This window comes from Paraburkholderia gardini, assembly GCF_907164575.1.
Taxonomy (GTDB): domain Bacteria; phylum Pseudomonadota; class Gammaproteobacteria; order Burkholderiales; family Burkholderiaceae; genus Paraburkholderia; species Paraburkholderia gardini.
Genome location: NZ_CAJQYY010000005.1, coordinates 118,085 through 143,372 on the forward strand (window position 1 = coordinate 118,085; position 25,288 = coordinate 143,372).

General features: G+C 65.4%; 17 protein-coding genes. 5 read left to right on the top strand and 12 right to left on the bottom strand.

Features of this window, described 5'->3' with window-relative positions; genetic code table 11:
- Positions 1-186: 186 nt before the first annotated feature.
- On the top strand, positions 187-693 hold the full coding sequence (locus tag LPA34_RS05905) for a GAF domain-containing protein (RefSeq protein WP_228975937.1): 507 nt from the start codon (positions 187-189) through the stop codon (positions 691-693).
- 86 nt (positions 694-779) lie between these two features.
- Here LPA34_RS05905 and hydA read toward each other — a convergent pair whose 3' ends face one another.
- The 5 genes from hydA to LPA34_RS05930 form a co-directional block, all read right to left on the bottom strand.
- The gene (gene hydA / locus LPA34_RS05910) at positions 780-2,231 is read right to left on the bottom strand and encodes a dihydropyrimidinase (RefSeq protein ID WP_228975939.1); all 1,452 of its coding nucleotides are present in this window, start codon (positions 2,229-2,231) and stop codon (positions 780-782) included.
- A 52-nt stretch (positions 2,232-2,283) separates the two neighbouring features.
- Positions 2,284-3,795 (bottom strand): NCS1 family nucleobase:cation symporter-1, encoded by a 1,512-nt coding sequence (locus LPA34_RS05915; protein WP_228975940.1) that lies wholly within the window; start codon positions 3,793-3,795, stop codon positions 2,284-2,286.
- Positions 3,796-3,868: 73 nt separating this feature from the next.
- Positions 3,869-5,188, bottom strand: a complete 1,320-nt coding sequence (gene preA / locus LPA34_RS05920; RefSeq protein WP_228975942.1) for an NAD-dependent dihydropyrimidine dehydrogenase subunit PreA — start codon at positions 5,186-5,188, stop codon at positions 3,869-3,871.
- A 96-nt stretch (positions 5,189-5,284) separates the two neighbouring features.
- A complete protein-coding gene (locus LPA34_RS05925; RefSeq protein WP_228975944.1) occupies positions 5,285-6,646 on the bottom strand; it encodes an NAD(P)-dependent oxidoreductase in 1,362 nt (453 codons plus the stop codon).
- A gap of 118 nt (positions 6,647-6,764) precedes the next feature.
- Positions 6,765-8,033, bottom strand: a complete 1,269-nt coding sequence (locus LPA34_RS05930; protein WP_228975946.1) for a Zn-dependent hydrolase — start codon at positions 8,031-8,033, stop codon at positions 6,765-6,767.
- Between the two features lie 340 nt (positions 8,034-8,373).
- Here LPA34_RS05930 and LPA34_RS05935 point away from each other — a divergent pair, with 340 nt between their 5' ends.
- From LPA34_RS05935 to LPA34_RS05950, 4 genes are all read left to right on the top strand, one after another.
- Complete coding sequence (locus tag LPA34_RS05935) at positions 8,374-9,063, top strand: TetR/AcrR family transcriptional regulator (protein WP_228976110.1); 690 nt, start codon at positions 8,374-8,376, stop codon at positions 9,061-9,063.
- Positions 9,064-9,278: 215 nt separating this feature from the next.
- Positions 9,279-9,692 (top strand): host attachment protein, encoded by a 414-nt coding sequence (locus LPA34_RS05940; protein ID WP_228975949.1) that lies wholly within the window; start codon positions 9,279-9,281, stop codon positions 9,690-9,692.
- 240 nt (positions 9,693-9,932) lie between these two features.
- Complete coding sequence (gene mprF, locus LPA34_RS05945; RefSeq protein ID WP_228976111.1) at positions 9,933-12,479, top strand: bifunctional lysylphosphatidylglycerol flippase/synthetase MprF; 2,547 nt, start codon at positions 9,933-9,935, stop codon at positions 12,477-12,479.
- A gap of 23 nt (positions 12,480-12,502) precedes the next feature.
- Positions 12,503-13,924, top strand: coding sequence for a virulence factor family protein (locus tag LPA34_RS05950; RefSeq protein ID WP_411178821.1), 1,422 nt, complete (start codon positions 12,503-12,505; stop codon positions 13,922-13,924).
- Between the two features lie 127 nt (positions 13,925-14,051).
- Here the strand turns inward: LPA34_RS05950 and uvrA are convergent, their stop codons facing one another.
- From uvrA to LPA34_RS05985, 7 genes are all read right to left on the bottom strand, one after another.
- Entirely contained in the window at positions 14,052-19,952 is a 5,901-nt protein-coding gene (gene uvrA / locus LPA34_RS05955) for an excinuclease ABC subunit UvrA (RefSeq protein WP_228975953.1), read from the bottom strand.
- A gap of 309 nt (positions 19,953-20,261) precedes the next feature.
- Complete coding sequence (locus LPA34_RS05960; RefSeq protein ID WP_228975955.1) at positions 20,262-20,570, bottom strand: EthD family reductase; 309 nt, start codon at positions 20,568-20,570, stop codon at positions 20,262-20,264.
- 107 nt (positions 20,571-20,677) lie between these two features.
- Entirely contained in the window at positions 20,678-21,658 is a 981-nt protein-coding gene (locus LPA34_RS05965) for an MBL fold metallo-hydrolase (protein ID WP_228975958.1), read from the bottom strand.
- Positions 21,655-22,536, bottom strand: a complete 882-nt coding sequence (locus LPA34_RS05970; protein ID WP_228975960.1) for a quinoprotein dehydrogenase-associated SoxYZ-like carrier — start codon at positions 22,534-22,536, stop codon at positions 21,655-21,657. Before LPA34_RS05970 ends, LPA34_RS05965 begins: the two co-directional genes overlap by 4 nt.
- 19 nt (positions 22,537-22,555) lie before the next feature.
- Positions 22,556-23,497, bottom strand: a complete 942-nt coding sequence (locus LPA34_RS05975; RefSeq protein WP_228975962.1) for a quinoprotein relay system zinc metallohydrolase 2 — start codon at positions 23,495-23,497, stop codon at positions 22,556-22,558.
- Entirely contained in the window at positions 23,494-24,498 is a 1,005-nt protein-coding gene (locus LPA34_RS05980) for a LysR family transcriptional regulator (protein WP_228975964.1), read from the bottom strand. The genes LPA34_RS05975 and LPA34_RS05980 overlap by 4 nt, the downstream gene beginning before the upstream one ends.
- Positions 24,499-24,500: 2 nt before the next feature.
- Positions 24,501-25,286, bottom strand: coding sequence for a hypothetical protein (locus LPA34_RS05985; RefSeq protein ID WP_407672461.1), 786 nt, complete (start codon positions 25,284-25,286; stop codon positions 24,501-24,503).
- Between the last annotated feature and the right edge of the window lie 2 nt (positions 25,287-25,288).

Genomic DNA, 25,288 nt, shown 5'->3' on the forward strand with positions numbered 1-25,288 from the left:
GTAGGCGTCGGCGGACAAACGCGTGGCAGGCGGTCCAGAATGCTTACAGACGCGAGGAAAACAGTGCCATGCACGGCGCTGTCGCGGTGCGCGGCAGGATCGCGCCAAAGGTGGGAGAATCACAGGCCCGGTCGCGCAAATGCGGCCCGGCGCCTTTCATGCACCGACCACGCAGGACATACGATCATGTTTCAGGGAACCGTCTCCGCCGCGTTGCCAAAACGCGAGTTCTATATCGAGCTGACTGCGCAGGCGCGCGGTCTCCTCGCCGGTGAAACGAATCTCGTCGCCAACGCCGCGAATCTTTCCGCGCTGCTCTTTAACGCGATGCCGGATGTGAACTGGGCAGGCTTCTATTTTCTCGTCGAAGGCGAACTCGTCGTCGGGCCGTTTCAGGGCAAGCCCGCCTGCGTGCGTATCGCGATGGGTCGCGGCGTATGCGGCACCGCCGCGCAAACCCGCGAGACGCAACTCGTACCGGACGTCCAGGCGTTCTCCGGTCATATTGCGTGCGATTCGGCATCGCGCTCGGAACTGGTCGTGCCGCTCGTGATGCCCGATGGCGCGGTGCTTGGCGTGCTCGATATCGACAGCCCGCTAACCGCCCGTTTCACCGAGGAAGACCGCGACGGCATCGAGGCCGTCGCCGCCGTGCTGGTTGCGACGCTCGCGCCCGCGGGCGCCGTGCTGTAGCGGGTTTTCCTCGCACCATAAAAAAACCGGATGCCCTGAATGGACATCCGGTTTTCACTGCCGTGTACCGCGCGATACGCGCACGCTCAACGTACCACCGGCTCCACTTCCTTGAGGCGATTGGCAACCCGGATCGCCTCGAAATACGCCGGGTTCGGCGGCCGTTTCAAATAGCGCCCCGCGCCACGCTGCGCCCGCAGATCGCCGTTGGCCCACGCCACGTAGCCGCGCGAAAGCGTATGCGTCGCCACGCCCTGCACGTTCATCCCTTCGAACACGTTGAAGTCGACGTTCTGGTGATGCGTCTTCACGGAGATCGTGCGTGTCGCCTGTGGGTCCCAGACGACGAGGTCCGCGTCGGCGCCCACTTCGACCGCGCCCTTGCGCGGATAGAGGTTGAAAATCTGCGCGGCGTTGGTCGACGTCACGCGCACGAACTCGTTCGGCGTCAGGCGCCCGGTGTTCACGCCGTGATGCCAGAGAATCGACATGCGGTCCTCGACGCCGCCGCATCCGTTCGGGATCTTCGTGAAGTCTTCACGTCCCATCGCTTTCTGCGAAGCGCAGAACACGCAGTGATCCGTCGCCGTCGTGTGCAGATGGCCGCCCTGCAGGCCGCGCCATAACGCATCGCGATGCTCCTTCGTGCGAAACGGCGGGCTCATCACGTGCGCGGCCGCGCGTCCCCAGTCGGTGTCGCGATAGACCGATTCGTCGATCACGAGATGGCCGGCAAGCACTTCGGCGAACACGCGCTGGCCTTCGCTGTGCGCGCGGATCACGGCGTCGAGCGCGTCTTTCGCCGACACGTGCACGATATACACCGGCACGCCGAGTACCTGCGCGATACGGATCGCGCGATTGGCCGCTTCGCCCTCCACTTCCGGCGGCCGCGACAACGGATGCGCCTCCGGTCCCGTGAAGCCACGCGCCAGCAACTGACGCTGCAACTGGAACACCAGTTCGCCGTTTTCCGCGTGCACGGTAGGCAGCGCGCCGAGTTCGAGCGCGCGTGCGAAGCTGTTCACGAGAATTTCGTCGTCGGCCATGATCGCGTTCTTGTAGGCCATGAAGTGCTTGAAGCTCGATACACCGTGCTCGTGCACGAGCGTGCCCATGTCGCGATGCACCGATTCGTCCCACCATGTCACCGCGACGTGAAAGCCGTAATCGGATGCGGCCTTCTCCGCCCAGCCGCGCCATTCGTTGAACGCCGCCATCAACGGCTGACGCGGCGACGGAATCACGAAGTCGATGATGCTCGTCGTGCCGCCCGCGAGACCGGCTGCCGTGCCGCTATAGAAGTCGTCGCTGGCGGTCGTGCCCATGAACGGCAGTTCCATGTGCGTGTGCGGATCGATGCCGCCTGGCATCACGTACTGCCCGCCGGCATCGATGACGGTCGCGCCGGCGGGCGCCGTGAGATCGACGCCGATCTGCGCGATCGTGCCGCCTTCCGCGCTGTCATGACACAACACGTCGGCGCGATAAGTCTGGTTGGCGTCGACTACCGTCCCGCCACGAATCAGGGTTGCCATGCTGCCGTCTCCTTCAGTTGACCCTCAACCGCCATACATCACCGCCGCCCGCTCACGCGCGGGCGATACGCGGGCTTGCGCGCTTGCCGAGTTTCATCCATACGCCATAGACGATGGCCGCCAGCGCGAGGCCCACGAACCATGCATACGTATAGAGCGTGTTGAACATCTCAGGCACGTTCGGAAAAGCCGCGGGAAACGCCGTGTGCAGAAAGCCCGGCAGATTCGGCAGCACGCCGATTATCAACGCGACCACCGCCGCGATATTCCAGCCACCCGTGTACGAATATTCGCCGTTTTCGTCGAACAGTTCGTGATGATCGAGACGCGTGCCGCGAATCAGGAAGTAATCGACCATCATGATGCCGGCCACCGGCCCGAGCAGCGCCGAATAGCCGACGAGCCACGTGAAGATATAGCCCTGCGTGGTGGCGAGAATCTTCCACGGCATCATCACGATGGCGATCGTCGCGGTAATCATGCCGCCGGCCTTGTACGAGATGCCCTTCGGCCACAGGCTCGAAAAATCGTAAGCCGGGCCGACGAGATTCGCCGCGAGATTGCAGCACATCGTGTCAAGCGTCAGGATGATGAGCGCGATGCCGACGCCGACGCCCGTCATGCGGCTCGTCAGATCGATCGGGTCCCAGATCGCCTTGCCGTAGATCACGACAGTCGCCGAGGTGACCACCACCGAGATCACCGACAGCAATGCCATCGGCACCGGCAGGCCGATCGCCTGGCCGACCATCTGGTCGCGCTGCGTCCTTGCAAAGCGCGTGAAGTCGGGAATATTCAGCGCGAGCGTGGCCCAGAAACCGACCATCGCCGTGAGGCCAGGCCAGAACGTGACCCAGAAGAGGCCTTCCTTCTTGCCGCCGGCGACGAACTGCGAAGGCGTCGAGAGCATCGAACCCGCGCCGCCCGCTTTCGATGTCGCCCACCACACCAGCGCGATGCACATCACGACCTTGATCGGTGCCGACCAGCTTTCAAGCCAGCGGATCGAATCGGTACCGTTGACGATGAAGTAGATCTGCAACGCCCAGAACGCGAGAAAACACGCGGCCTGTCCGATCGAAATGTCGATGAACGGCAGCGGCGTGCCGTGCAGCGCATTGCCGGTGAGAATGTTGAGCAGCACATAGATCGCGCTGCCGCCGAGCCACGTCTGGATGCCATACCAGCCGCACGCGACGATCGCGCGCAGGAGCGCGGGCAGTTTCGCGCCCTGCGTGCCGAACGACGAGCGCACCAGCACCGCATACGGAATGCCGTGCTTCGCGCCGGCATGACCGATCAGCAGCATCGGCACCAGCACGATCAGGTTGCCGAGCAGCACCGTCGAGACGGCCTGCCATGGCGACATGCCCTGCTCCGTCAGGCCGGCCGCGAGCATGTATGACGCGATGTTCATCACCATGCCGACCCACAGCGCCGCGAAGTGATACCACTTCCACGTGCGCTGCGATTTGCCGGTTGGCGCGAGATCGTCGTTATAGAGCGAGCTGTTGCGTGCCGCCGGTTGCAGTAGCGAATCGCTGGTTCCCACAGACTGGTTCATCGAAGACTCTCCCATTGTCGAAAAGCCGGCGCAGCGTCATTCAGTGCGATGCGTCCAGCGCGCATGTCAACCATCAGACCGCGTGTGCGGATACAGGTGCCGGTGCTTCGGTTTCCTGCGCCGCGGCGTTGGCGTTCGCCGCGGAAGGATTGTTCGGATGCGTCGTCCAGTTCGAATACGCGCCCGCGTCGACGCGCTCCATCGTGATGCACTGGTCGACCGGACACACATGCATGCAAAGATTGCACCCGACGCATTGCGCGTCGACCACTTCGAAATGACGCACGCCGTCTTTCTCGCGCAGGATGGCCTGATGCGCGGTGTCTTCGCACGCGATGTGACACAGGCCGCACTGGATGCACTTGTCCTGGTCGATGCGCGCCTTGATGTCGTAGCTCAGGTTCAGGAATTTCCAGTCCGTGACGTTCGGCACGGCACGTCCGCGAATGTCGTCGAGCGTCGCGTAGCCTTTTTCGTCCATCCAGTTCGAGAGGCCGTCCGCCATATCGGAGACGATCCGGAAGCCGTAGTGCATCGCGGCGGTGCATACCTGCACGCTGCCCGCGCCGAGCACCATGAACTCGGCCGCGTCGCGCCATGTCGTGATGCCGCCGATGCCCGAGATCGGCAGGCCCGGCGTTTCCGCGTCGCGTGCGATTTCCGCGACCATGTTCAGCGCGATCGGCTTGACCGCTGGACCGCAATAGCCGCCGTGCGTGCCCTTGCCGTCGACGGTCGGCATCGGCGCCATCGCGTCGAGATCGACGGCGACGATCGAGTTGATCGTGTTGATGAGCGACACGCCATCGGCGCCGCCCTTGTATGCGGCGCGCGAACCGAGACGGATGTCGGTGATGTTCGGCGTGAGCTTCACGAGACACGGCAGGCGCGAGCCTTCCTTCACCCAGCGCGTGACCATCTCGATGTATTCCGGCACCTGCCCCACCGCCGCGCCCATGCCGCGCTCGCTCATGCCATGCGGACAGCCGAAGTTCAGTTCGACCGCATCGGCGCCGGTGTCCTCGACGAGCGGCAGGATCCATTTCCAGTCGCGCTCGTTGCACGGCACCATCAGCGAGACGATCATCGCGCGATCGGGCCAGTCGCGCTTGACCTGCGCGATCTCGCGCAGGTTCTCGTCGAGCGGACGGTCGGTGATCAGTTCGATGTTGTTCAGGCCAGCGATGCGCTGACCGTTCCACTGCACCGCGCCATAGCGTGAACTCACGTTGACGACGTGCGGGTCGAGGCCCAGCGTCTTCCATACGACGCCGCCCCAACCCGCCTCGAAGGCGCGATTGACGTTATAAGCCTTGTCGGTGGGCGGCGCCGAGGCCAGCCAGAAAGGATTCGGCGACGTGATGCTGGCGATGGTGCAACGAAGATCGGCCATATCTGGCTCCGTGGGGTGAAACGCTTTTTATCGCTGCGCGTAGCGTCGAGGCCCGCGCTTTCCGTACAACGTGCTGCTATGTTCCGCTTCGTCCCGCTACGCCGCGCGTTTCGCCGTGCGGGCGAACACGCGGTTGATCGATGCCGCCGCGAGCTTGCCGTCCTGCACGGCCTGGACGGTCAGATCGAGACCTGTGGCCGCACAGTCGCCGCCTGCCCAGACGTTCTCCAGCGACGTACGCCGTTCTTCATCGACGGCGATGCGCGTGCCGTCCGTCGTCAGGATGTCGGCGTCGAGCCCGGTTGCGACGAGCGTCTGGCCGATGGCCTTCAGCACGACGTCGGCTGCAATCGTGAAGCGCTCGCCGGTGCCGCTGAGGCGTCCGCCCTCTTCACGCGTGCGCTCGAATTCGACGCCCGTGACCGTGCTGCCGTCGCCCAGCAAACGGACCGGTTGCGCGTACAGCACGATCGAGACGCCCTGCGTCTGCGCGAATTCCTGTTCGGCCCAGGTCGCGCCCATCGCCTCGACGCCGCGCCGGTACACCATCGAAACGCTTTCGGCGCCGAGCTTGCGGCTTTGCACCGCGGCGTCGATCGCCGTGTTGCCGCCGCCGATCACCACCACGCGACGCCCGACCGGCAGCGTCGAAAGATCGTCTGCCTGACGCAGGCGCGCGATGAAATCGACCGCGTTTTCCACGCCTTCGAGCGCCTCGCCTTCGATTCGCAACGCCTTCACGCCCGCGAGACCCACGGCAAGAAACACGGCGTCGTGCTGCTGGCGAAGCGCATCCAGCGTCACGTCGCGGCCCAGCGCGATACCCGTCTTCCGTTCGATGCCGCCCACCGACAGCAGCCAGTCGACTTCCCTTTGCGCGAATTCATCGACGGTCTTGTACGCGGCAATCCCATATTCGTTAAGACCGCCTGCTTTCGAATGCGCGTCGAACAGCGTCACGCGATGACCGTCGAGTGCCAGACGATGCGCACACGCAAGACCCGCCGGACCCGCACCGACGACCGCCACATGCCGGCCGGTTTCCGCCGCGCGGGTGAAGAGCTGGAGATCGCGCGCCATCGCCCAGTCGGTTGCATGACGCTGCAACGCGCCGATCGCGACGGGGTCTGCATCCTGATGGTTGCGCACGCATGCACCTTCGCACAGGATTTCGGTCGGGCATACGCGCGCGCACATGCCGCCTAAAGGATTCGCGGAAAGAATGTCGAGCGCGGCGCCTTTAAGATTGCCGTTGCCGATCTTGCGGATAAAGCCGGGAATGTCGATCTGCGTAGGACACGCGTTCACACACGGCGCGTCGTAGCAATAGTGGCAGCGGCTCGCGGCAATCGCCGCCGCGCCGGGTTCAAGCAGGGGTGCGACGTCGGTGAACTGACACGCGAGCTGGTCGGCCTGTAGCCGGCCCGCGGCGATATCGCCGGTTTCCTTCGTAGCCATGCGCGTTCCTTCGGCAAGAGAAACAACACGAACCCGCTGGCTTCGCCTTTAGCAAAGCCAGCGTCGAAATCTGGAAACAGCCTTCAAAGAGTGTCTGCTGCAGCGGTTCAGGCAGGGCCTATGAAGCAGGCTCGCACGCGCGCTCGAGCATCGCGTGCAGCAGCACGTTCGCACCCGCTTCGATCCATTCGATCGTCGCGTCCTCGATCTCGTTGTGACTGATGCCGTCGACACACGGCACGAACACCATCGAGGTCGGCGCGACCTGCGACAGATAGCAGGCGTCATGGCCCGCGCCCGATACGATGTCGCGGTTCGGATAGCCGAAGCGTTCGGCGGCCGCGCGCACTGACTTCACGCAGGCTGCATCGAAGGCGACCGGCTTGTAGTAGAAAATCTGTTCGAGCTGCGTTTCAAGGCCGATTTCGCCCGCGATGCGCGCGACGCCCTCACGCAGTTCCGCATCCATCCGCGCCAGCACGGCGTCGTCCGGATGACGAAAATCGACGGTGAAAAACACGCGTCCGGGAATCACGTTGCGCGAGTTCGGATAGACCTGCATCATGCCGACCGTCGCGCAGCCAAAGGGCGCGTGATTCAGCCCAACGCGATTCACGAGATCCACCACGCGCGAGGCGCCGAGCAATGCATCGCGCCGGCGCGGCATCGGCGTCGGCCCCGCATGCGCCTCCTGCCCGGTCAACACGATCTCGTACCAGCGCTGGCCTTGCGCATCGGTCACGACGCCAATCGTCTTGTGCTCCGCTTCGAGAATCGGGCCCTGCTCGATATGCAGTTCGAACGCGGCGTGAACCGGCCTGCCGCCGCACGGCACGTCGCCCGCGTAGCCGATGCGTTTGAGTTCCTCGCCGATCGTCTTGCCGTCGACGTCCTTGCGCGAAAGCCCATAGTCGAGCGTGAAGACGCCCGCGAATACACCCGATGCAACCATGGCCGGCGCGAAACGCGAGCCTTCCTCGTTGGTCCAGATCACGACTTCGACCGGATGCTCGGTCTCGATGCCATGGTCGTTCAGGCTGCGGATCACTTCGAGGCCGCCAAGCACACCGTAGATGCCGTCGAAGCGGCCGCCCGTCGGCTGAGAATCCGCGTGCGAGCCTGTCATCACCGGCAGCGCCGACGGATTGCGTCCCGCGCGCCGCATGAACACGTTGCCCATCTGGTCGACGCTCACCGTGCAGCCCGCCTCCTTTGCCCAGCTCACGATCAGGTCGCGCCCTTCCCGGTCGAGATCCGTTAGCGCAAGACGGCAGACGCCGCCTTTAGGCGTTGCGCCGATCTTCGCCATCGTCATGAGGCTGTCCCAAAGACGCTGACCGTTCACCTTGATCGACACGTCGAGTCCTGTCTCCGTCACTGCGTTCATCAGTCTCTCTCCTCAGCGAATCGGGTCATTCAAAAGCGGGGTTGTGTACGCAAACGCGGTGCATCGGCGGCATGTCGTGGGGCATCGCGCCCGTCTGCGGTGCACCTTCCGCACACCGTTGTTTACGTGTTTTCCCTGCTCGTCCAATCCTGTCCAGTTGGACAGGTTGTAGACGATTACCGACTATATTTCAATGACTTCTCTCTGAGCGAAAAGCGTGCCATTGCGCTGCAACATGACGTAAGGCACGTCGTTCGCATGGGCACGGCACGCCGCATTTGCGTGCCGCATTGCGACTACAATGAGGCGCGACACGGCAAGCGCGCCAAACGAGGCCATGATGAAAAGCGACGATGCGCCGGCGATGACCGTCGAAAGCGAAGAAGCGGCAAAGCCAATGCGGCGGCGCAAGGCACACATCCGCAATACGAACGAGGCGCATCTGCTTGCCTGCGCCGAAGCCGTGTTTGCCGAACGCGGTCTTGAAGGCACGAGCACGGCGATGATCGCGGAACGCGCCGGCCTGCCCAAGGCGAACCTGCATTACTACTTCCCGACCAAACTCGCGCTCTACCGGCGCGTGCTCGACGACATCTTCGAGGAGTGGTACCGCGCCGCCGATACGTTCGACAGCAGCGACGATCCGGTGGAAGCAATCGGCGGTTACGTGCGCGCGAAGATGGAACTGTCGCGACGTCGACCGCTGGCATCGAAGGTATGGGCAAATGAAATCATTCGCGGCGCGACGCACATGCAGGACATCCTGTCGGGTCGCGTGAAACCCTGGATGGAAACGCGCGTCGTCGTGATCAACGACTGGATCGCGCGCGGGCTGCTTGCCCCCATCGATGCGCGTGCGTTCCTTTTCATGATCTGGGCGATGACCCAGCATTACGCGGATTTCGATGCGCAGATCGAAGCGCTGGCGGGCAAACGCGCGCTGTCAAGGAAGGCATTCGAAGAAGCGACCGAACAGGTCGTCGCGCTGGTGATTCGCGCCTGCGGCGCGAGGAGCGCGCACGCGGAATAGCAAAAGGCCGTGGCGTAGGAACGTTATCCCCGATGAAGCCGCCGCGCGGGATCGATGCGGCATGCATGCGAGCATTGAAGCGAGCGCTTCATTCGCCTGCGGGCCGCGCCGCGCTGCGCCCCGCCCCGGGTCGGTCTCTCGCGAAAACCCGGCAGGCACGCGCGCGGGGCACTATTGTTCCTCGTGCGCCCTCACGCTCTTGAAAGGAGGAAAGCATGACCACGACTTCCTGGGTTGTCGTCGCGGACGGCAATCGCGCCCGTATTTTCGAAACCAGCGGACTCAAGCTCGACCTGCGTGAAATCGAAGGCTTTGCCGACCCGCAGGCCCGCACGCGCGACCCCTCGTTGCGCAACGGCGAACCGGGCCAGAACGCGAAACCCGCCCAGAACAGCCCCGACGACACCGCGCGTGACCAGTTCGCCCGCATGCTCGTCGATTATCTGGATCAGGGGCGTCTGCAGCAGCGCTTCCAGCGGCTGCGCCTTGCGATCGAGCCCCGGTTTCTCGGTCTCGTGCGCCGTCACATGACCGATGAGACACGCAAGCTCGTCTTTGACGAGATATCCGGCGACATCTCCAAACTGGCCGCGAAGGACATCCAGCGGCATTTCGAACAGCACGGATAAACGACTGAGGGCGTCCGCGGGACGGGCGCCCCACCGCCTTTCCCGCCTTTAATGCGTATTTGCACCAGATTGACTCAAAGCGCGTCAACTTTCTGACTGCCTGACCGTTATAGTACGTATGGCTTTCAACGGGGCAGGCAATTGAGCAGTATCGGTTCAAATAAAGTGTCGGCACGCACCGATACGGTGCACCAGGGGAAACCGGGCTTCTTCGCCCCCTTCTCGCGCGCCCTCGGTCCGATCTGGATCGGGCGGCTGAAATCCCTTCCTCTGCGGCGCGTCGTCGTTCCCGCCCTTGCGCTGGCCGTCTGCGCCATCGTTCTGCTGGTCTTCCAGCATCTGTCGAAAACCGTCGACTATCACTCCGTCATCCGCGGCCTGCGCAATCTGCCGCCGCAGGCGCTCATCACGTCGCTCGCCGCGACCGCCGCCAGCTACGTCGTGCTCGTCGCCCGCGATGCGGTCGGGCTGCGCTCGATCGGCGCAAGCGTGTCGCGCCCAGTGCTGTGGATCGGCGCGACGGTTGCGTCGGCGCTCGGTAACGCCACCGGTTTTGGCGCGCTGACGGGCGGCGCCGTGCGCATCCGCATCTATGGCGCCGAAGGCATCAAGCCGGCACAGGTCGGCCGCATCACACTGTTCACAAGCGTCACGCTCGGCCTCGCGCTCGTGCTGCTTTCGGGCCTCGGCATGCTGTACGCCGCCGGATCGATGAGCCGCATGACGCATCTTTCGCCCACGCCGCTGGTCTGCACCGGCCTCGTCATCGTCGCGCTCTTCGCGGCGCTGATCGCGGCGTGCCCGCCGGTCGCGCGTCAGATCCAGCTCGGCCCGCTCAAGCTCGACGTGCCCGCGCGCCGCGATTTCGTCGCGCAGCTCGCGCTCGCCGCCGCCGATGTCGCCGCCGCCAGTATCGCGCTGTGGGCGCTGCTGCCGCAGACGGACATCGGCTTTGTGCACTTCATCGCGATTTTCTCGGTGGCGATGCTGCTCGGCATGATCGGCCATACGCCCGGCGGTCTGGGCGTGTTCGAGGCGTCGATGGTATTCGCGCTCGGCGGCACCATGCCGACGCCCGCGATGGTCGCGGCGCTGCTCGCCTATCGCGTGATCTACTTCGGCGTGCCGCTGCTGCTGTCGTCGGCGCTCCTCGCCGGTTTCGAAGGTCGGGCGCTCAAGGCGCGCTTTACCTCGCGCAACTCGCAGCAGATCACGCAGCTTGCGCCGCTCTTTCTGAGCGTCGTGACGTTCGCGGTCGGCGGGATGCTGGTGATCTCCGGCGCGACGCCCGCGTTCGCGCGCCGCCTCGCGCTGCTTCAGACCGTGCTGCCGCTGTGGGTGCTCGAAGGCTCGCAGCTGCTCGCGAGCCTGCTCGGCGTGCTGCTGCTGTTCGTCGCGCGCGGGCTGCTGCGCCGGCTCGACGCCGCGTGGTGGCTCACGATGCTGCTCGCCGTCGCAAGCCTCGCGCTTTCGCTGACCAAGGGTCTCGCGTTTGGCGAGGCCGGCGTGCTGAGTGTGCTGATCGCGCTGCTCGCCTTGACGCGCGGCCGCTTCAACCGTTCGTCGTCGCTCTTCGGCGAGCGCTTTACCGTGACCTGGCTGGTGTCGGTCGGGATCGTGATGATCGTCGCGGCGTGGGTGATGTTTTTCGCGTTTCGCGACGTGCAGTACAGCCGCGACCTCTGGTGGGACTTCGCGTTCGACGAACGCGCCCCGCGCGCGCTGCGCGCGACGCTCGGCGCGTGTCTCTTCGCCACTGTCATCGCGTTCTGGCAACTGCTGCGTCCGGCCGCGGGACGCTTCGTGAAACCGCCCGCGCCCGATCTCGTCGACGCCGCGAAAATCGTCCGCGCGCAGGAGCGCAGCGACGCCGGCCTCGCGCTGATGGGCGACAAGAGTTTCCTGTTCTCGAAGTCGCGCGAGGCGTTCCTGATGTACGCGAAGCGCGGCCGCACGTGGGCCGCGCTGCACGATCCGGTCGGACCGCGCGAGGAATGGGTCGAGCTGATCGGCGAATTCATGGCGCTCGCGCATGCGCATGGCGGGCGCGCCGCATTCTACCAGGTGCGCGCCGACGCCCTGCCGCTCTATCTCGACGCCGGGCTTTCGCTGATGAAGCTTGGCGAGGAAGCGCGCATCGTGCTGAGCGACTTCGAACTCGCCGGCTCGCATCGCACGCACCTGCGCTATGCGTTGAAGCGCGGCGAGCGCGACGGCCTCGCCGTCGAGATGTACGAACCGCCGCACGTTCCCGATCTGCTGCCGACGCTGCGCGGTATTTCCGATGCGTGGCTCGACAGCCGTTCCGCGAAGGAAAAGAGCTTCTCGGTGGCCGCCTTCACCGACGACTACCTCGCCGCGCAATCCGTGATGCTGGTCCGCCAGCAGGGCACGCCGGTCGCGTTCGTCACGTTCATGACGACCGACCTGAATCTCGATGCGACCGTGGGCGTGATGCGCCACGCGCCGGATGCGTCGCCGTATGCGATGGAGTATCTGTTCACCAAGCTCGCGCTGCATCTGAAGCAGGAAAATTTCCGCAGCCTGAGCCTCGGCATGGCACCGCTGTCGGGCATGAACCCGACGCCGCTCGCTTCACCGTGGCACCGCATCGCCAGTCTGATGTGGCGTTTCGGTTGCCGCTTCTATAACTTCCGCGGTCTGCGGGGTTTCAAGAGCAAATTCCAGCCGACCTGGGAGCCGCGTTATCTCGCGGCGTCCGGTTCGGTTGGCGTCGTGCTGACCCTCGCCGACCTCTCACTTCTCGCCGAAGGCTGGCGTTCATGAAACTACTGAGTATCGCCGTGGCCCTGGGATTGTCCCCGGGCCTGTTTGCTGCCGCATCGTCCGATGCGCTTGCCGCGACTGCCCCTGCCACCCATACGGCCGCCGCGCCGGTCACCACCGTATCCGGCGGCCGTTTCGGCAACGTCACGGTCACGCATCCCGCGGGTGCGATGCGCGGCTTCGTCGTGCTGTTTTCGAAGGCCAGCGGCTGGCGCGCCAGCGACCAGCAGGCCGCCGACGCGCTCGCGAAAGACGGCGCGATGGTTGTCGGCGTCGACACGTCGCGCTACGTCGCGAGCGCCGCGCCGCAGCCGGAGACCTGTCACAACCTGGTGGGCGACGTCGAAAACATCAGCCACCAGTTGCAGCGCGAAGCGCAGTTGAGCCGCTACTTCCTGCCGGTCGTCGCGGGCACCGGCGAAGGCGGCACGCTTGCCACGCGGATGATCTCCACGGCGCCGTCGAATACGCTTTCCGGCGCGGCATCGGTCGATCCCGATGCGAAGCTCGACGCGCGCTTCAACCCCTGCCCGGCCGATCCGACGATCAGCCGCGGCAACGGCCTGCCAGGTTTCGTCGAAGTCGCGGCCACTACGACCGCCGCCGTCGACGCCCCCGCGCCCATCGGCGGCAAGCCGGTGCCGGTGCGGCGCCTCGCGGCGAACACGTCGACAGCCGACGCGATGGTCGCGCTCGTCACCCCGCATCTGCGTGTGCACGAAGCGGACGAGCAGGACGTGTCCGACCTGCCGCTGATCGAATTGCCCGCCGCCCATCCGACCGACATGCTTGCAATCGTGATTTCCGGCGATGGCGGCTGGCGCGATCTCGACAAGACGATTGCCGAAGCGCTGCAAAAGAAAAACGTTTCGGTGGTGGGCGTGGACGCGCTGCGCTACTTCTGGAGCACGAAGTCGCCGGAGCAGACGAGTCACGATCTCGCACGCATCATGGAGACGTACGGTGCGCGCTGGCATACCCGACACGTCGCGCTGATCGGCTATTCGTTCGGCGCGGACGTGATGCCGTTCGCGTACAACCGCCTGCCCGAATCGCTGCGCGCGAAGGTCTCGCAGATGGCGCTGCTCGGCTTCGCGCACGACGCCGACTTCCAGATCCGCGTGACCGGCTGGCTCGGTATGCCGGCCAGCAGTGAAGCGCTGCCCGCGATGCCGGAAGTAGCGAAGGTGCCGCCCGCGATCGTGCAGTGCATCTACGGCGAGGACGAAGAGGACACGCTGTGCCCGGCGCTCGTCAAAACCGGCGCGAACGTCATACGGACGCCCGGCGGGCATCACTTCGGCCATGATTACAGCAGTCTCGCGGATACCATCCTCGAGAGCTGGCGCAAGCGGATCGCCGCGCGCGAATGTGCTGTGGGGAAGGCTTCGGCGAAGGCTGCCGCAGATCCGGCGTGCGCCGCGACGAAACAGGGCGCGCTGTAAAGACATCGGGGCCGCATGCTTCACGCATGCGGCCCCGACGCTCGCCTGACCCTGTCTGACGCGGCACGACACAGCCGCGTTAAAATCACACGGCCGCCAGCCTGCGCGGCCTTGCATACTCCCCCTGTTATCCGGTCTTCGCCACGCTCTGCTCAAGAGACTCGGCCGCATCATTGCGCTCGCGCGCGAGCACTGGCGCCAGCGCACGACCCGTGTGACTCGCCTTCACCTGCACGAGCCCTTCCGGATGCGTCGCCGCGACGATCGTGCCGCCGCCCACGCCGCCTTCCGGCCCAAGGTCGATGATCCAGTCGGCTTCGGCGATCACGTCGAGATCGTGTTCGATCACCACCACGCTATGGCCCGCATCGACGAGCCGGTGCAGCACGCGAATCAGCTTCGCGACGTCGGCCATATGCAGGCCGACCGTCGGTTCATCGAGCACGTACAGCGTATGCGGCGCCTTCTGCCCGCGACGTGTGATGTCGTCGCGCACCTTGCTCAGTTCGGTGACGAGCTTGATGCGCTGCGCCTCCCCACCAGAGAGCGTGGGTGAAGGCTGGCCGAGCGTGAGATAACCGAGCCCGACGTCCTTCATCAGCTGCAACGGATGCGCGATGTTCGACAGCGGCGCGAAGAACTCGACGGCTTCGTCGATCTCCATGGTCAGCACGTCGCCGATGTTCTTGCCGCGCCACGTCACCGCGAGCGTCTCGGGATTGAAGCGCTGGCCGTGACAGACATCGCACAGCACTTTCACATCCGGCAGGAAGCTCATGCCGATCGTGCGCACGCCCTGGCCTTCGCACGCCGGGCAACGACCGTCGCCCGTGTTGAACGAGAAGCGTGAAGCCGTATAGCCGCGCGCCCGCGCCTCGAGCGTATCGGCGAAAAGACGCCGGATCGCGTCCCACACGCCGATGTACGTCGCAGGACACGAGCGCGGCGTCTTGCCGATCGGCGTCTGGTCGACTTCGAGCACGCGGTCGATCGTTTCCCAGCCGGTCATCGATTCGCAACCCTGCCACGCGTGGGTCACGTTCAGCGCCGGCCGCGGCGCGCTGCGTGCAAGCACGCTGGAACGCGATTGCTTCGCGGGCGCGTCGGCCTGCGCGACCTTGCGCGCACGTTTCGTAGCCGGCGACGACAGCACCGAGCGGCCCACCGCGTCGAGCATGTTCGCCATCAGCACGTCGCGCGCGAGCGTCGATTTGCCGGAGCCGCTCACGCCCGTCACGGCGACGAGCCGCGCGAGCGGAATGCCGACCGTCACGTCCTGCAGGTTGTGCAGCTTGCCGCCGTGCACCGTCAGCCAGTTCTCCGGCACCGCCGCGGCGCTTTTGCGGGCGGGCGAAACGGGACGGCGCGGCTGCAACGGATGCGTGATCGGATTCGCGAGGAACTGCCCGGTCAGCGACCCGGCCTGCGCCGCGAGGTCCTTCACGCTGCCCTGCGCGACGAGATTGCCGCCGCGCTTGCCCGCGCCCGGACCGATGTCGATGATGTGATCGGCGCGCCGGATCGTGTCTTCGTCGTGTTCGACGACGACCAGCGTATTGCCCTTCTCGCCGAGCTTGCGCAATGCGTTCAGCAGGATCTGGTTGTCGCGCGGATGCAGGCCGATGGTCGGTTCATCCAGCACGTAACAGACGCCCTGCAGGTTGCTGCCGAGTTGCGCCGCGAGGCGGATGCGTTGCGCCTCGCCGCCCGACAGGCTCGGCGCCGCACGATCGAGGCTCAGATAGCCAAGCCCGACTTCTTCGAGAAACTGCAACCGGCTGCCGATCTCGCTGACGACATCGCGTGCGATGCCCGCATCGCGTCCGGTGAGTTCGAGCGAATCGACCCACTGGCGCGTCTGCGACACCGTCCACCGCGCGACGTCGACAATGGGTTGCCCGTCGAACGTCACCGCGCGCGCGACCGGGTTCAGCCGCGTGCCGCTGCAGTCCGGGCACGGTTCGTCGCCCACGCCTTCCGGTTCCTGCTCTTCCGAAGGCAGGCTCTGCTCGCGACCGCGATTGTCGTCGACGATCACGGTGTCGTCGTACGCGGCGCGCTGTTCGCGCGTGAGCGCGAGGCCCGTGCCGACGCAGGTCGTGCACCAGCCGTGCTTGCTGTTGTACGAGAACATCCGCGGATCGAGTTCCGGATAGCTCGTGCCGCACACCGGACACGCGCGCTTCACCGACAGCACCTTCACTTCGCCGACATGCCCCGTCTCACCCTTGCCGTTCATCGCGGCGTGCAGGCCGTCGAGCGGCGCGAGCAGATGGATCACGCCCTTGCCGGCTTCGAGCGTGTCGTCGAGCGCGCGGCGCAGCTGCGCCTCGTGATCCGCCGAGACGACGAGATCCGCCACCGGCAGTTCGATCGTGTGTTCGCGGAAACGGTCGAGCTTCGGCCACGGATCGACCGGCACGAATTCGCCGTCGACACGCAGATGCGTATTGCCGCGCGCCTTCGCCCATTTCGCGAGATCGGTGTAGACGCCCTTGCGGTTCACGACGAGCGGCGCGAGCAGCCCGACGTGCTGGCCCCTGTGATCGCGCAGCAGCTGCGCGGCGATCGATTCGACGCTCTGCGCGGTAACCGGCGTGCCGTCGTGGATGCAATGCTGCAGCCCAAGCTTGACGTAGAGCAGCCGCAGGAAGTGCCACACCTCGGAAGTCGTCGCGACCGTGCTCTTGCGCCCGCCGCGCGACAGACGCTGCTCGATCGCGACCGTCGGCGGAATGCCGTAGACCGCATCGACTTCCGGCCGACCGGCCGGCTGCACGATCGAACGCGCATACGCGTTCAACGATTCCAGATAACGGCGCTGGCCTTCGTGGAAAAGAATGTCGAACGCGAGCGTCGACTTGCCCGAACCGGACACGCCCGTCACGACGTTGAACTTGCCATGCGGAATATCGACGTCGAGCGACTTCAGATTGTGCTCGCGCGCGTTCACGATCCGCACGACGTCCTCGCCTTCCACCGCACGACGCGCGCGCGCCGCCGTCAGCGCCGTTTGCAGCGGCACGCCCTGCGAAGCCGGCGCGACTTCCACGCCCATCGATTCGTCGTATTGCAGCAGCGCCCGGCCGGTATGCGATTCCTCACATTCTTTCACTTCGTCCGGCGTGCCGGCGCACAGCACACGGCCGCCGCCATCACCGCCTTCCGGACCGAGGTCGATGATCCAGTCGGCCGCGCGGATCACGTCCAGGTTGTGTTCGATCACGATCAGCGAATGCCCGCCCGCGAGCAGCTTGCCGAATGCCTGCATCAGTTTCGCGATGTCGTCGAAATGCAGGCCCGTGGTCGGCTCGTCGAACATGAAGAGCTTGCCCGCGGCGGCGGCTGCCTGTTTCGCGCCGCGCGGCGTCTTCGCCTGCGCCGTTTCCGCGAGAAAGCCCGCGAGCTTCAGACGCTGCGCCTCGCCGCCCGAGAGTGTCGGCACCGGCTGGCCGAGCTTCACGTATTCGAGCCCGACATCGACGATAGGCTGCAACACGCGCAGCACTTCGGCATCGGCGGCAAAGTATTCAGTGGCTTCGTGCACCGTCAGTTCCAGCACGTCCGCGACGGAGAGCGCGCGCGACGGGTTACCGCGTTCGATCTTCACTTCGAGCACTTCGGCGCGATAGCGGCGCCCGTCGCAGTCCGGGCAACGCAGATAGACGTCGCTCAGGAACTGCATCTCGATGTGTTCGAAGCCGGAGCCGCCGCAGGTCGGACACCGCCCGTCGCCGGAATTGAAGCTGAATGTGCCGGCCGTGTAGCCGCGTTGCGCCGCGAGCGGCGCCTTCGCGAACAGCTTGCGGATTTCGTCGAACGCGCCGACGTAGCTCGCCGGGTTCGAGCGCGCCGTCTTGCCGATCGGCGACTGGTCGACGAACACGACATCGCTCACGCGGTCCGCGCCTTCGAGACTGCGAAACGCGCCCGGCGAATCCGTCGCCTTGCCGAAGTGCCGCGCCATCGCGGGATGCAGCACGTCCTGCAACAGCGTCGACTTGCCCGAACCGGACACGCCCGTCACGCAGACGAGACGTTGCAGCGGAATCCCGACCGTCACGTCGCGCAGATTATGTTCGCGCGCACCCTCCAGCACGATGCGCGGCGTGCCGGCCTCGACCGGACGGCGCGACCAGCGCGACGCATCCGCCACATGCCGGCGCCCGCTGAGGTACTCGCCCGTAAGCGTGCCCGCCGTGCGGATGTTGTCGGGCGTGCCATCGTAGATGATCGTGCCGCCGCGCTCGCCGGGGCCCGGCCCCATGTCGATCAGACGATCCGCCGCGAGCATTACCGAAGGGTCGTGCTCGACGACGACGAGCGTATTGCCCGCATCGCGCAGCCGGTGCATGGCCTCGACGATGCGGTTCAGGTCGCGCGGATGCAGCCCGATGCTCGGCTCGTCGAGCACGAAGAGCGTCTTGGTAAGCGACGTGCCGAGCGCGGTGGTCAGGTTGATCCGCTGCACTTCGCCGCCCGAGAGCGTGCGGCTCTGGCGATCCAGCGTCAGATAACCGAGACCCACGTCGCACAGATATTTGAGGCGCGTGCGCACTTCGGCCAGCAGGAGTTTCAGCGCGTCGTCGAGCAGGACGCCCGGCAGCGTGATGTCGTCGAAAAAACGCCGGATGCGCTCGATCGGCAACAGCATCAGATCGTGGACGGTCAGCCCCGGCAGCGCTTCGAGCTGCGCGCGCGACCAGTCGACGCCGCGCGGCAGGAAGCGGTTCGCTGCGTCGAGCACGGCGTCCGCGTTGGGCTTCGTGCCGAGGCGCCACAGCAGGGATTCCGTCTTCAGGCGCGCGCCGCCGCAGGTTTCGCACGGCGTGTAGCTGCGGTATTTCGACAGCAGCACGCGGATGTGCATCTTGTACGCTTTCGATTCGAGGTACGCGAAGAAGCGCTTCACGCCGTACCACTGGCTCTGCCATTTGCCGTCCCAGTCGGGCGAGCCGTCGATCACCCAGTCGCGTTGCGCCTGCGACAGCGACGACCACGCCGTATCGCGCGGAATGTCCGCCTTCGCGGCGTAGCGCATCAGGTCGTCCTGGCATTCCTTCCACGCCGGCGTCTGCATCGGCTTGATCGCGCCGCCGCGCAGCGTCTTGCGCCCGTCGGGAATCACGAGGCCCAGATCGACGCCGATCACCCGGCCAAAACCGCGACACGTTTCGCACGCGCCATACGCCGAGTTGAACGAGAACAGCGCCGGCTGCGGATCGGCGTAACGCAGATCGCTATCCGGGTTGTGCAGCCCGGTCGAGAAGCGCCAGATCCGCGGCTCGGCGCTGTCTTCCGGCACCTGCGGCAGCACGTACACGTTCACGCGCCCGGCGCCGCGTTTGAGCGACGCCTCGATGGCTTCCAGCGCCCGCACCTTCTCCGTCTGGTGCAGGCGGAAACGGTCGGCGACGACATCCAGCACCTTGCGTGCGCCCGTGGGCGACACCACATCGCGCTGCGCCTGCACACGCGTGTAGCCGCTTGCCGAGAGCCACTGCTCGACTTCGACCTGCGTCGCGGTTTCCGGCAGTTCCACCGGAAACGTGACCGCCAGCCGCGGATCGGTGCCCGCCGTGCGCGCCATCAGATCGGCGTAGACGGTTTCCGGCGTGTCGTGCCGCACCGGCTGTGCCGTCACGCGATCGAAGAGTTCGGCGCCGCGCGCGTACAGCAGCTTCAGATGGTCGTTGAGTTCGGTCATCGTGCCGACCGTCGAGCGCGAGCTGCGCACCGGATTGGTCTGGTCGATCGCGATGGCGGGCGGCACGCCGTCGACCCGGTCCACCTGCGGGCGGTCCATGCGGTCGAGGAACTGCCGTGCGTAGGCGCTGAACGTCTCGACGTAGCGCCGCTGGCCTTCCGCATACAACGTATCGAACACGAGGCTCGACTTGCCCGAACCGGATGGTCCGGTCACGACGGTCATTTCGCCGGTGTGCAGGTCGAGGTCGAGGTTCTTGAGATTGTGCTGACGTGCGCCGCGGATGCGGATCGTTCCGCGGTTCGTACCATTAGATGACAATTTATCTGTCCGTCTGAATGAGTTTAGCCAGTGCCGCGGCCTGCCTGCGCCGCCGCGAATGGAAGTGCGCCCAGCCACGCGACGCTCCTGGCGAGGCGGGCTTCGATTGCACACTATACTGTATATTTATACAGGTTCCAACGTGCTGGCCACGGCTGCCCGCGTTTTTCGCGGGCCGGGAAATCCTGTCCCTCAAGCCGGCTGGCGCCGGTTCGAGCCGCCTGTCAAACCGTTCAGAACGGGGCCGGCCACACGTCGACTTCGCAGGATAGCGCGCGACGGCGGCCTTTGCCTGGCACCCCGCGCGGCTCAGACTTCCTTCGAGTCCATGACCAGCAGTTCCGCGCCGGCCTGCGCGAAGTTGCCGAGATCGCCGGCCGCGGCCTTGCCTTCCGGCGTGCCGAGTCCCTGCATCAACGCCTCGCTCGATGCGAAGTGCAGCACGGCGATCAGGTAATACGGCGACTCGCCGCCCAGCAGCTTGACCGGCCCGGTGCTGATTTCGTATTTCTGCAGCCCGGGAATCTTCTTCGCGAGGGGCACGTGGGTCGATTCGTAATGCGCGTCGAACGCCGCCTTGTCGGCCGGATTTTTGTAAAGCACGACGAGTTTTGCCATGATCCTGTCTCCGTTGGGTACGTTGAAGGTACTTTCTTCAAGGGTCCGTTAGAACCATTTGCCACAGCCGCGACGTTACGCCGTTTTTGCGTCAATACCGCGTGACGTCACTGCTTTTCCAGTTGCAGATACAGCCGTTGCACGTTCGCCGGCTGCGCGGTCGGGTAAAGCCGGTATTGCCTGAAATCCGGCGTCTGGACGGTGCGCATCGCTTCGCTCAGTCCGGCGCCCGACGCGTACGCGCGGCGCACGCCCGCATCCAGTTCGCGCAGATAGGCGCCCGTCGGGGCGATGCCGCCGGGCGCCACGGGCGGTCCGAAGCCCGGCACCACGATATGCACATCGAGCGAGCCGATTTTCCGCAGCGCGGCGAGCCAGCCCGGAATGCTCTCGTTGCGCAGTTCGGGAATGCGCCCGACGCTCACCAGTCCGCCGGCGAACAGCACGCCCGTCGCCGTGTCGAGCACGGCGAGGTCTCCCGGCGTGGCGGCCGGGCCGAAATACAGCAGCTGGAGTGCGCGACCGCCGGAATCGAGCGTCGTCGTGCTGTCGACGGTATGGTCGGGCACCGTCACGCGCGAACCCGCCATTTCATCTTCGCCGAGCGTGCGCCGCAGGTTCTTCAGGCAGATCCAGCAACGGTCGCGAATCAGTTCGGCCGCGCGCCGGTGCGCGAGGATCGGGATATCGCGATCGCGAAACGCCGCGGCGCCGAACACGAATTCCGGCGCCTGATGCGTGATGATCACGCGCTCGACCGGCAACGGCGTAATCGCGCGGATCGCCTCGATCATCGCGCGGCCATAGCGGTACGACGAACCGGTGTCGATCACCGTCACACCACGCTTGCCGACGATAAAACCGTTGTTCGCGACGACCCCGCGATTCGCCGGCGCGACGGCTTCGCCATTGCCTTCCATCACATAGACGCCCTGCGCGACCTGAACCGGTACCGGCACGGTCAATGGATGCGGCGGCTGAACGGGCGCTCTATCCGTTGTGGCATCCGCGTGCGCGACCCGCATGGCTACGCACGCCGCGAAAGCGGCCACCCACGCGCGACGCAGGAACTGGTCCGTCCCCTTCAAGGCGTCGCCGACGACGTTTGCTGCGCGGCCGGATGCGGACCGATCGCGACCTGGCTGTCGAACTGCCGGTTCTTCGTATCCTCGATGTGCGCTTTCAGCACGCCGCCATCATGCGGCACGAAGTAGAAGCGGAAGTTCGGATTCTCGCTGATCGAAAAATTCACGTTCGCGGTCATCACGGGTTTGTCCGCGTACGTCACCGCCACCTTGCGCACGAAATACGCCGACGCATACAGGCGCGTCACCTGGTCCATCGCCATGCCGGTACGGTTCGGATGGCGCACCATCAGCTGCACGAGTTGCGGCTTGCCGGGCGTCGACGGTCCTTGCGGCTGCAGGCGCACCTGCCCCGCGTTCGCTTCGGCGGCGGCGTCGTCCTTGCCGGCCGGCGCCGAGCATCCACCGGAAGCCTTGATGAAGCGCACCGCGCTATACAGATGGCCGTCGTTCGTCTCGGCGATCACGCGCATATACGTGTAATCCTCGACGCGGACCCGCGTTTCCAGACTCGCGAGCCCCGACTCCGGCGTGAATTCGAACCAGCCGACATACGGCTCCGGATTTTCGTCGATGAACATGTACAGCTTTTTGATGTAGCGCGACGGCGTCTGCGGAAACTGCGCGGTGATCGAAACCGGCACGACCGCCGCATCGGCGGCGCGCGCGGGTGCGTCGAAGCGGATCACGCTGTCGCCATGCGCATCGATCGGGCGATCCTTGAACGTGCCTTCCCTGAAATCGAGCCAGCGCGCGCTTTTGTCCGGATCGTCGCCGGGCTGCGCGGCGAACGACGGATGACCGGCAAGCGCGGCCAGTGTCGTCAGTCCGGCCAGCGCCATCAGCAAACCGTGCAGCGTGGTTCGCATTGTCGTGCTCATGATGTTCCCCTTCCTCGATCTACTGCTCCCACTCCAGCTCGGCGTACGCGGCGCTCACATTGCGCTGATGATAGATGTCGAAAAGCCGCCACCTGTCGCGCTGATCGAGTCCGATCGTATCGATCGCCTGCTGCATCGTCACACCTTGCCTGATGGCTGCACGCACATCCCGGACCAGCCCGGCGAGATACGCCTCTTCCGCATCGAGCGCGGGGCGCCACGGCGTGTCGATCGGGCCGTGGCCGGGCACCACGCGACGCGGATTCATCTGACGGATCGTCGCGATATCGTCGAGCCAGCCCAGCACGCTGCCGTCGATCACCGGAATGCACTGCACGAACAGCAGATCGGCGAGCCACAGCGTGCCGCTCCTTTCATCGTAGACCGTCACGTCGTTGTTCGTATGCGCTGTTTTCCATGTGCGCAGTTTCAGCACGCGATTGCCGATATCGAGCGTCAGATCGCCGCTGAACGGCAACGTCGGCGGCACGATCGTGCTGCCTTCGGCGAGCGTGCCCAGTTCGCGATGCAGCACGCGCAGATAGCTTTCCGCGTGCGACATTTCCGCTTCGCCGAGCGTCGCGCTGCCGACAAACTGCGGATGATCGTGCTCGAACGCGGCATTGCCGAAAATATGGTCCGGATGCATGTGCGTGTTGATCACGTAGCAGACCGGCAGCGGCGTGACCGCGCGAATCGCGGCGCGCAACGCGCGGCCTTCCTGCGCGGTTCCACCGGTATCGATAACCGCCACGCAGCGCGTGCCGACGATAAAGCCGATATTCGCGATGTCGCCCCGGTTCGCGCGCGTCGCGACATCGTCCTGCCCGCGATGCACGTAAAGACCAGGCGCGATTTCCCGCACTTTCAGCGCACTCGCCGACTGCGCCGCGGACATCATCAACATCAACGCGAAACCTGACAGCGCCACGAGAATCACACGCCGCAGCGCAGTGCTCATTTTATCTGGCCTGGCCCGGCGGACGCCGCACCTTCGAGAATCCGCGCAGCGGCCCGCTTCGGCGGCCTGAACGCGAACTGCGCGTATTCGTTCTCGAGAAACGGCTCGGCGTGTTCGAGCAGGAACCGGCGAAACGCGAGGCAGGTCGGCGACAACTGCTTCGAGCGCGAATGCACGAGTTGCCACGTCCGCTCGATCGGCGTGCCGTTCACGTCGAGCAGCGCGATCTCGCCCGTGCGCAGTTCGAGCCCGAGCGTATGCAGCGAAATCAGGCTCACGCCCATTCCCGCCATGACGGCCTGCTTGATGGTCTCGTTGCTGCCGAGCGTGACGGTGCGCGCGGGCTGGAACAGATGCTGACGAAACGTGTGCTCCACCACGGCGCGTGTGCCCGAACCCGGCTCGCGCAGCAGGAACGTATCGCCTGCCAGCTCCTGCAGATCGAAACTCCGCGCGTCGCGCAGCGGATGCGAGAGCGGCGCGGCGATCACATGCGGGTGATACGCCATCGGCTCGGCGGTCGTGCCGAGTTCAGGCGGCGGGCGGCCCATGATCGCGAGATCGGTCGCGTTGTCCTGCAGCAGGCGCAACAGCGTTTCCCGGTTGCCCACCGAAAAGCGCACGTCCACTTTCGGATACTGCTGCGAATAGAGCGCGAGCAGCTTGGGCGCGAAATAGGTCGCCGAACTCACGATGCTCACCGCAATCGAGCCGCTGTCGGCCTGCGTGAGCGAAGTCATCGCGTCTTCCGCATCCTTGATCTCGCCGATGATGCGGCTCGCGTGATGCGAGAAACGCTCACCCGCCTCCGTCAACGAAAGCTTGCGCGCGACGCGCTCGAAGAGCGGCAGGCCCACCACGTCCTCGAGCTGGCGGATCTGCATCGACACCGCGGGTTGCGTCAGATGCAGTTCCTCCGCCGCGCGCGCAAAGCTCGGGTAGCGGCTCGCCACCACGAAAATCTGCAACTGCCGCAGCGTCAGTGAGCGGATGAAGTTCACGTTCAGCGACTCGCACGCGGCGCCTGCGGTGTCCTGACCGGCGCCGGCTCGCCGGGTTTGGCCGGCGGTGGTGCCAGGCTGCGCAACGCGCCGGTGAAACTCAGCGATTCGGTCTGGAGCGGATGCGCGAAATCGTTGTTCGCGCCCGGCACCTCCGTATGGATCGACATGACTCGCCCCGGCACGGTATCGTCGGCGATGATGAACGTATAGCGCTTGCCGGTGTATTGCGCGAAGCGCGCCGCGTTAGGATCGCCGAGGTACGGCTGGATCACGATCTTGCGCGCCTTGACGGACTTGCCGCCCACCTCCATCACCACGGGCGTGATGGGCGGTCCGGCCGCCAGCGCGAGACGCACGCGGCGCTGGAAATAACGGCGCTGCCCGCCGGTGAGCTGCTCCATCTCCGCAACGTCGTGCTCGAGAAAATAAAGGATCACGGGGTTGCACGGCAGCCCTTCGGAGGAAACGTCGACGTTGCCGCTGCGATCGGTGATATGCGCATCGCTCTTCGCGTTGGCGGGGCTCGTCACCAGCACGCGGACGGTGTCGTTGATCTTCGCCGGCGGGCCGGAAAGAATGAACGCGTAGTCGAGTTCCGTCAGCGCTTCGACGCCGCTCATATGCGTCGTCATGAAGAGCAGTTTCTCCGCGGGCGTGATGTCGCCACCGGCTGTCGTGTCCGCGGCGAACGCCGCGCTGCCTGGCAGCATGAGCGCAAAAGCAATCGCGACGGCGGACACAAACGCAAACGCGCAGCAACCCGCACTGCGCGTCGCATACCCCATCC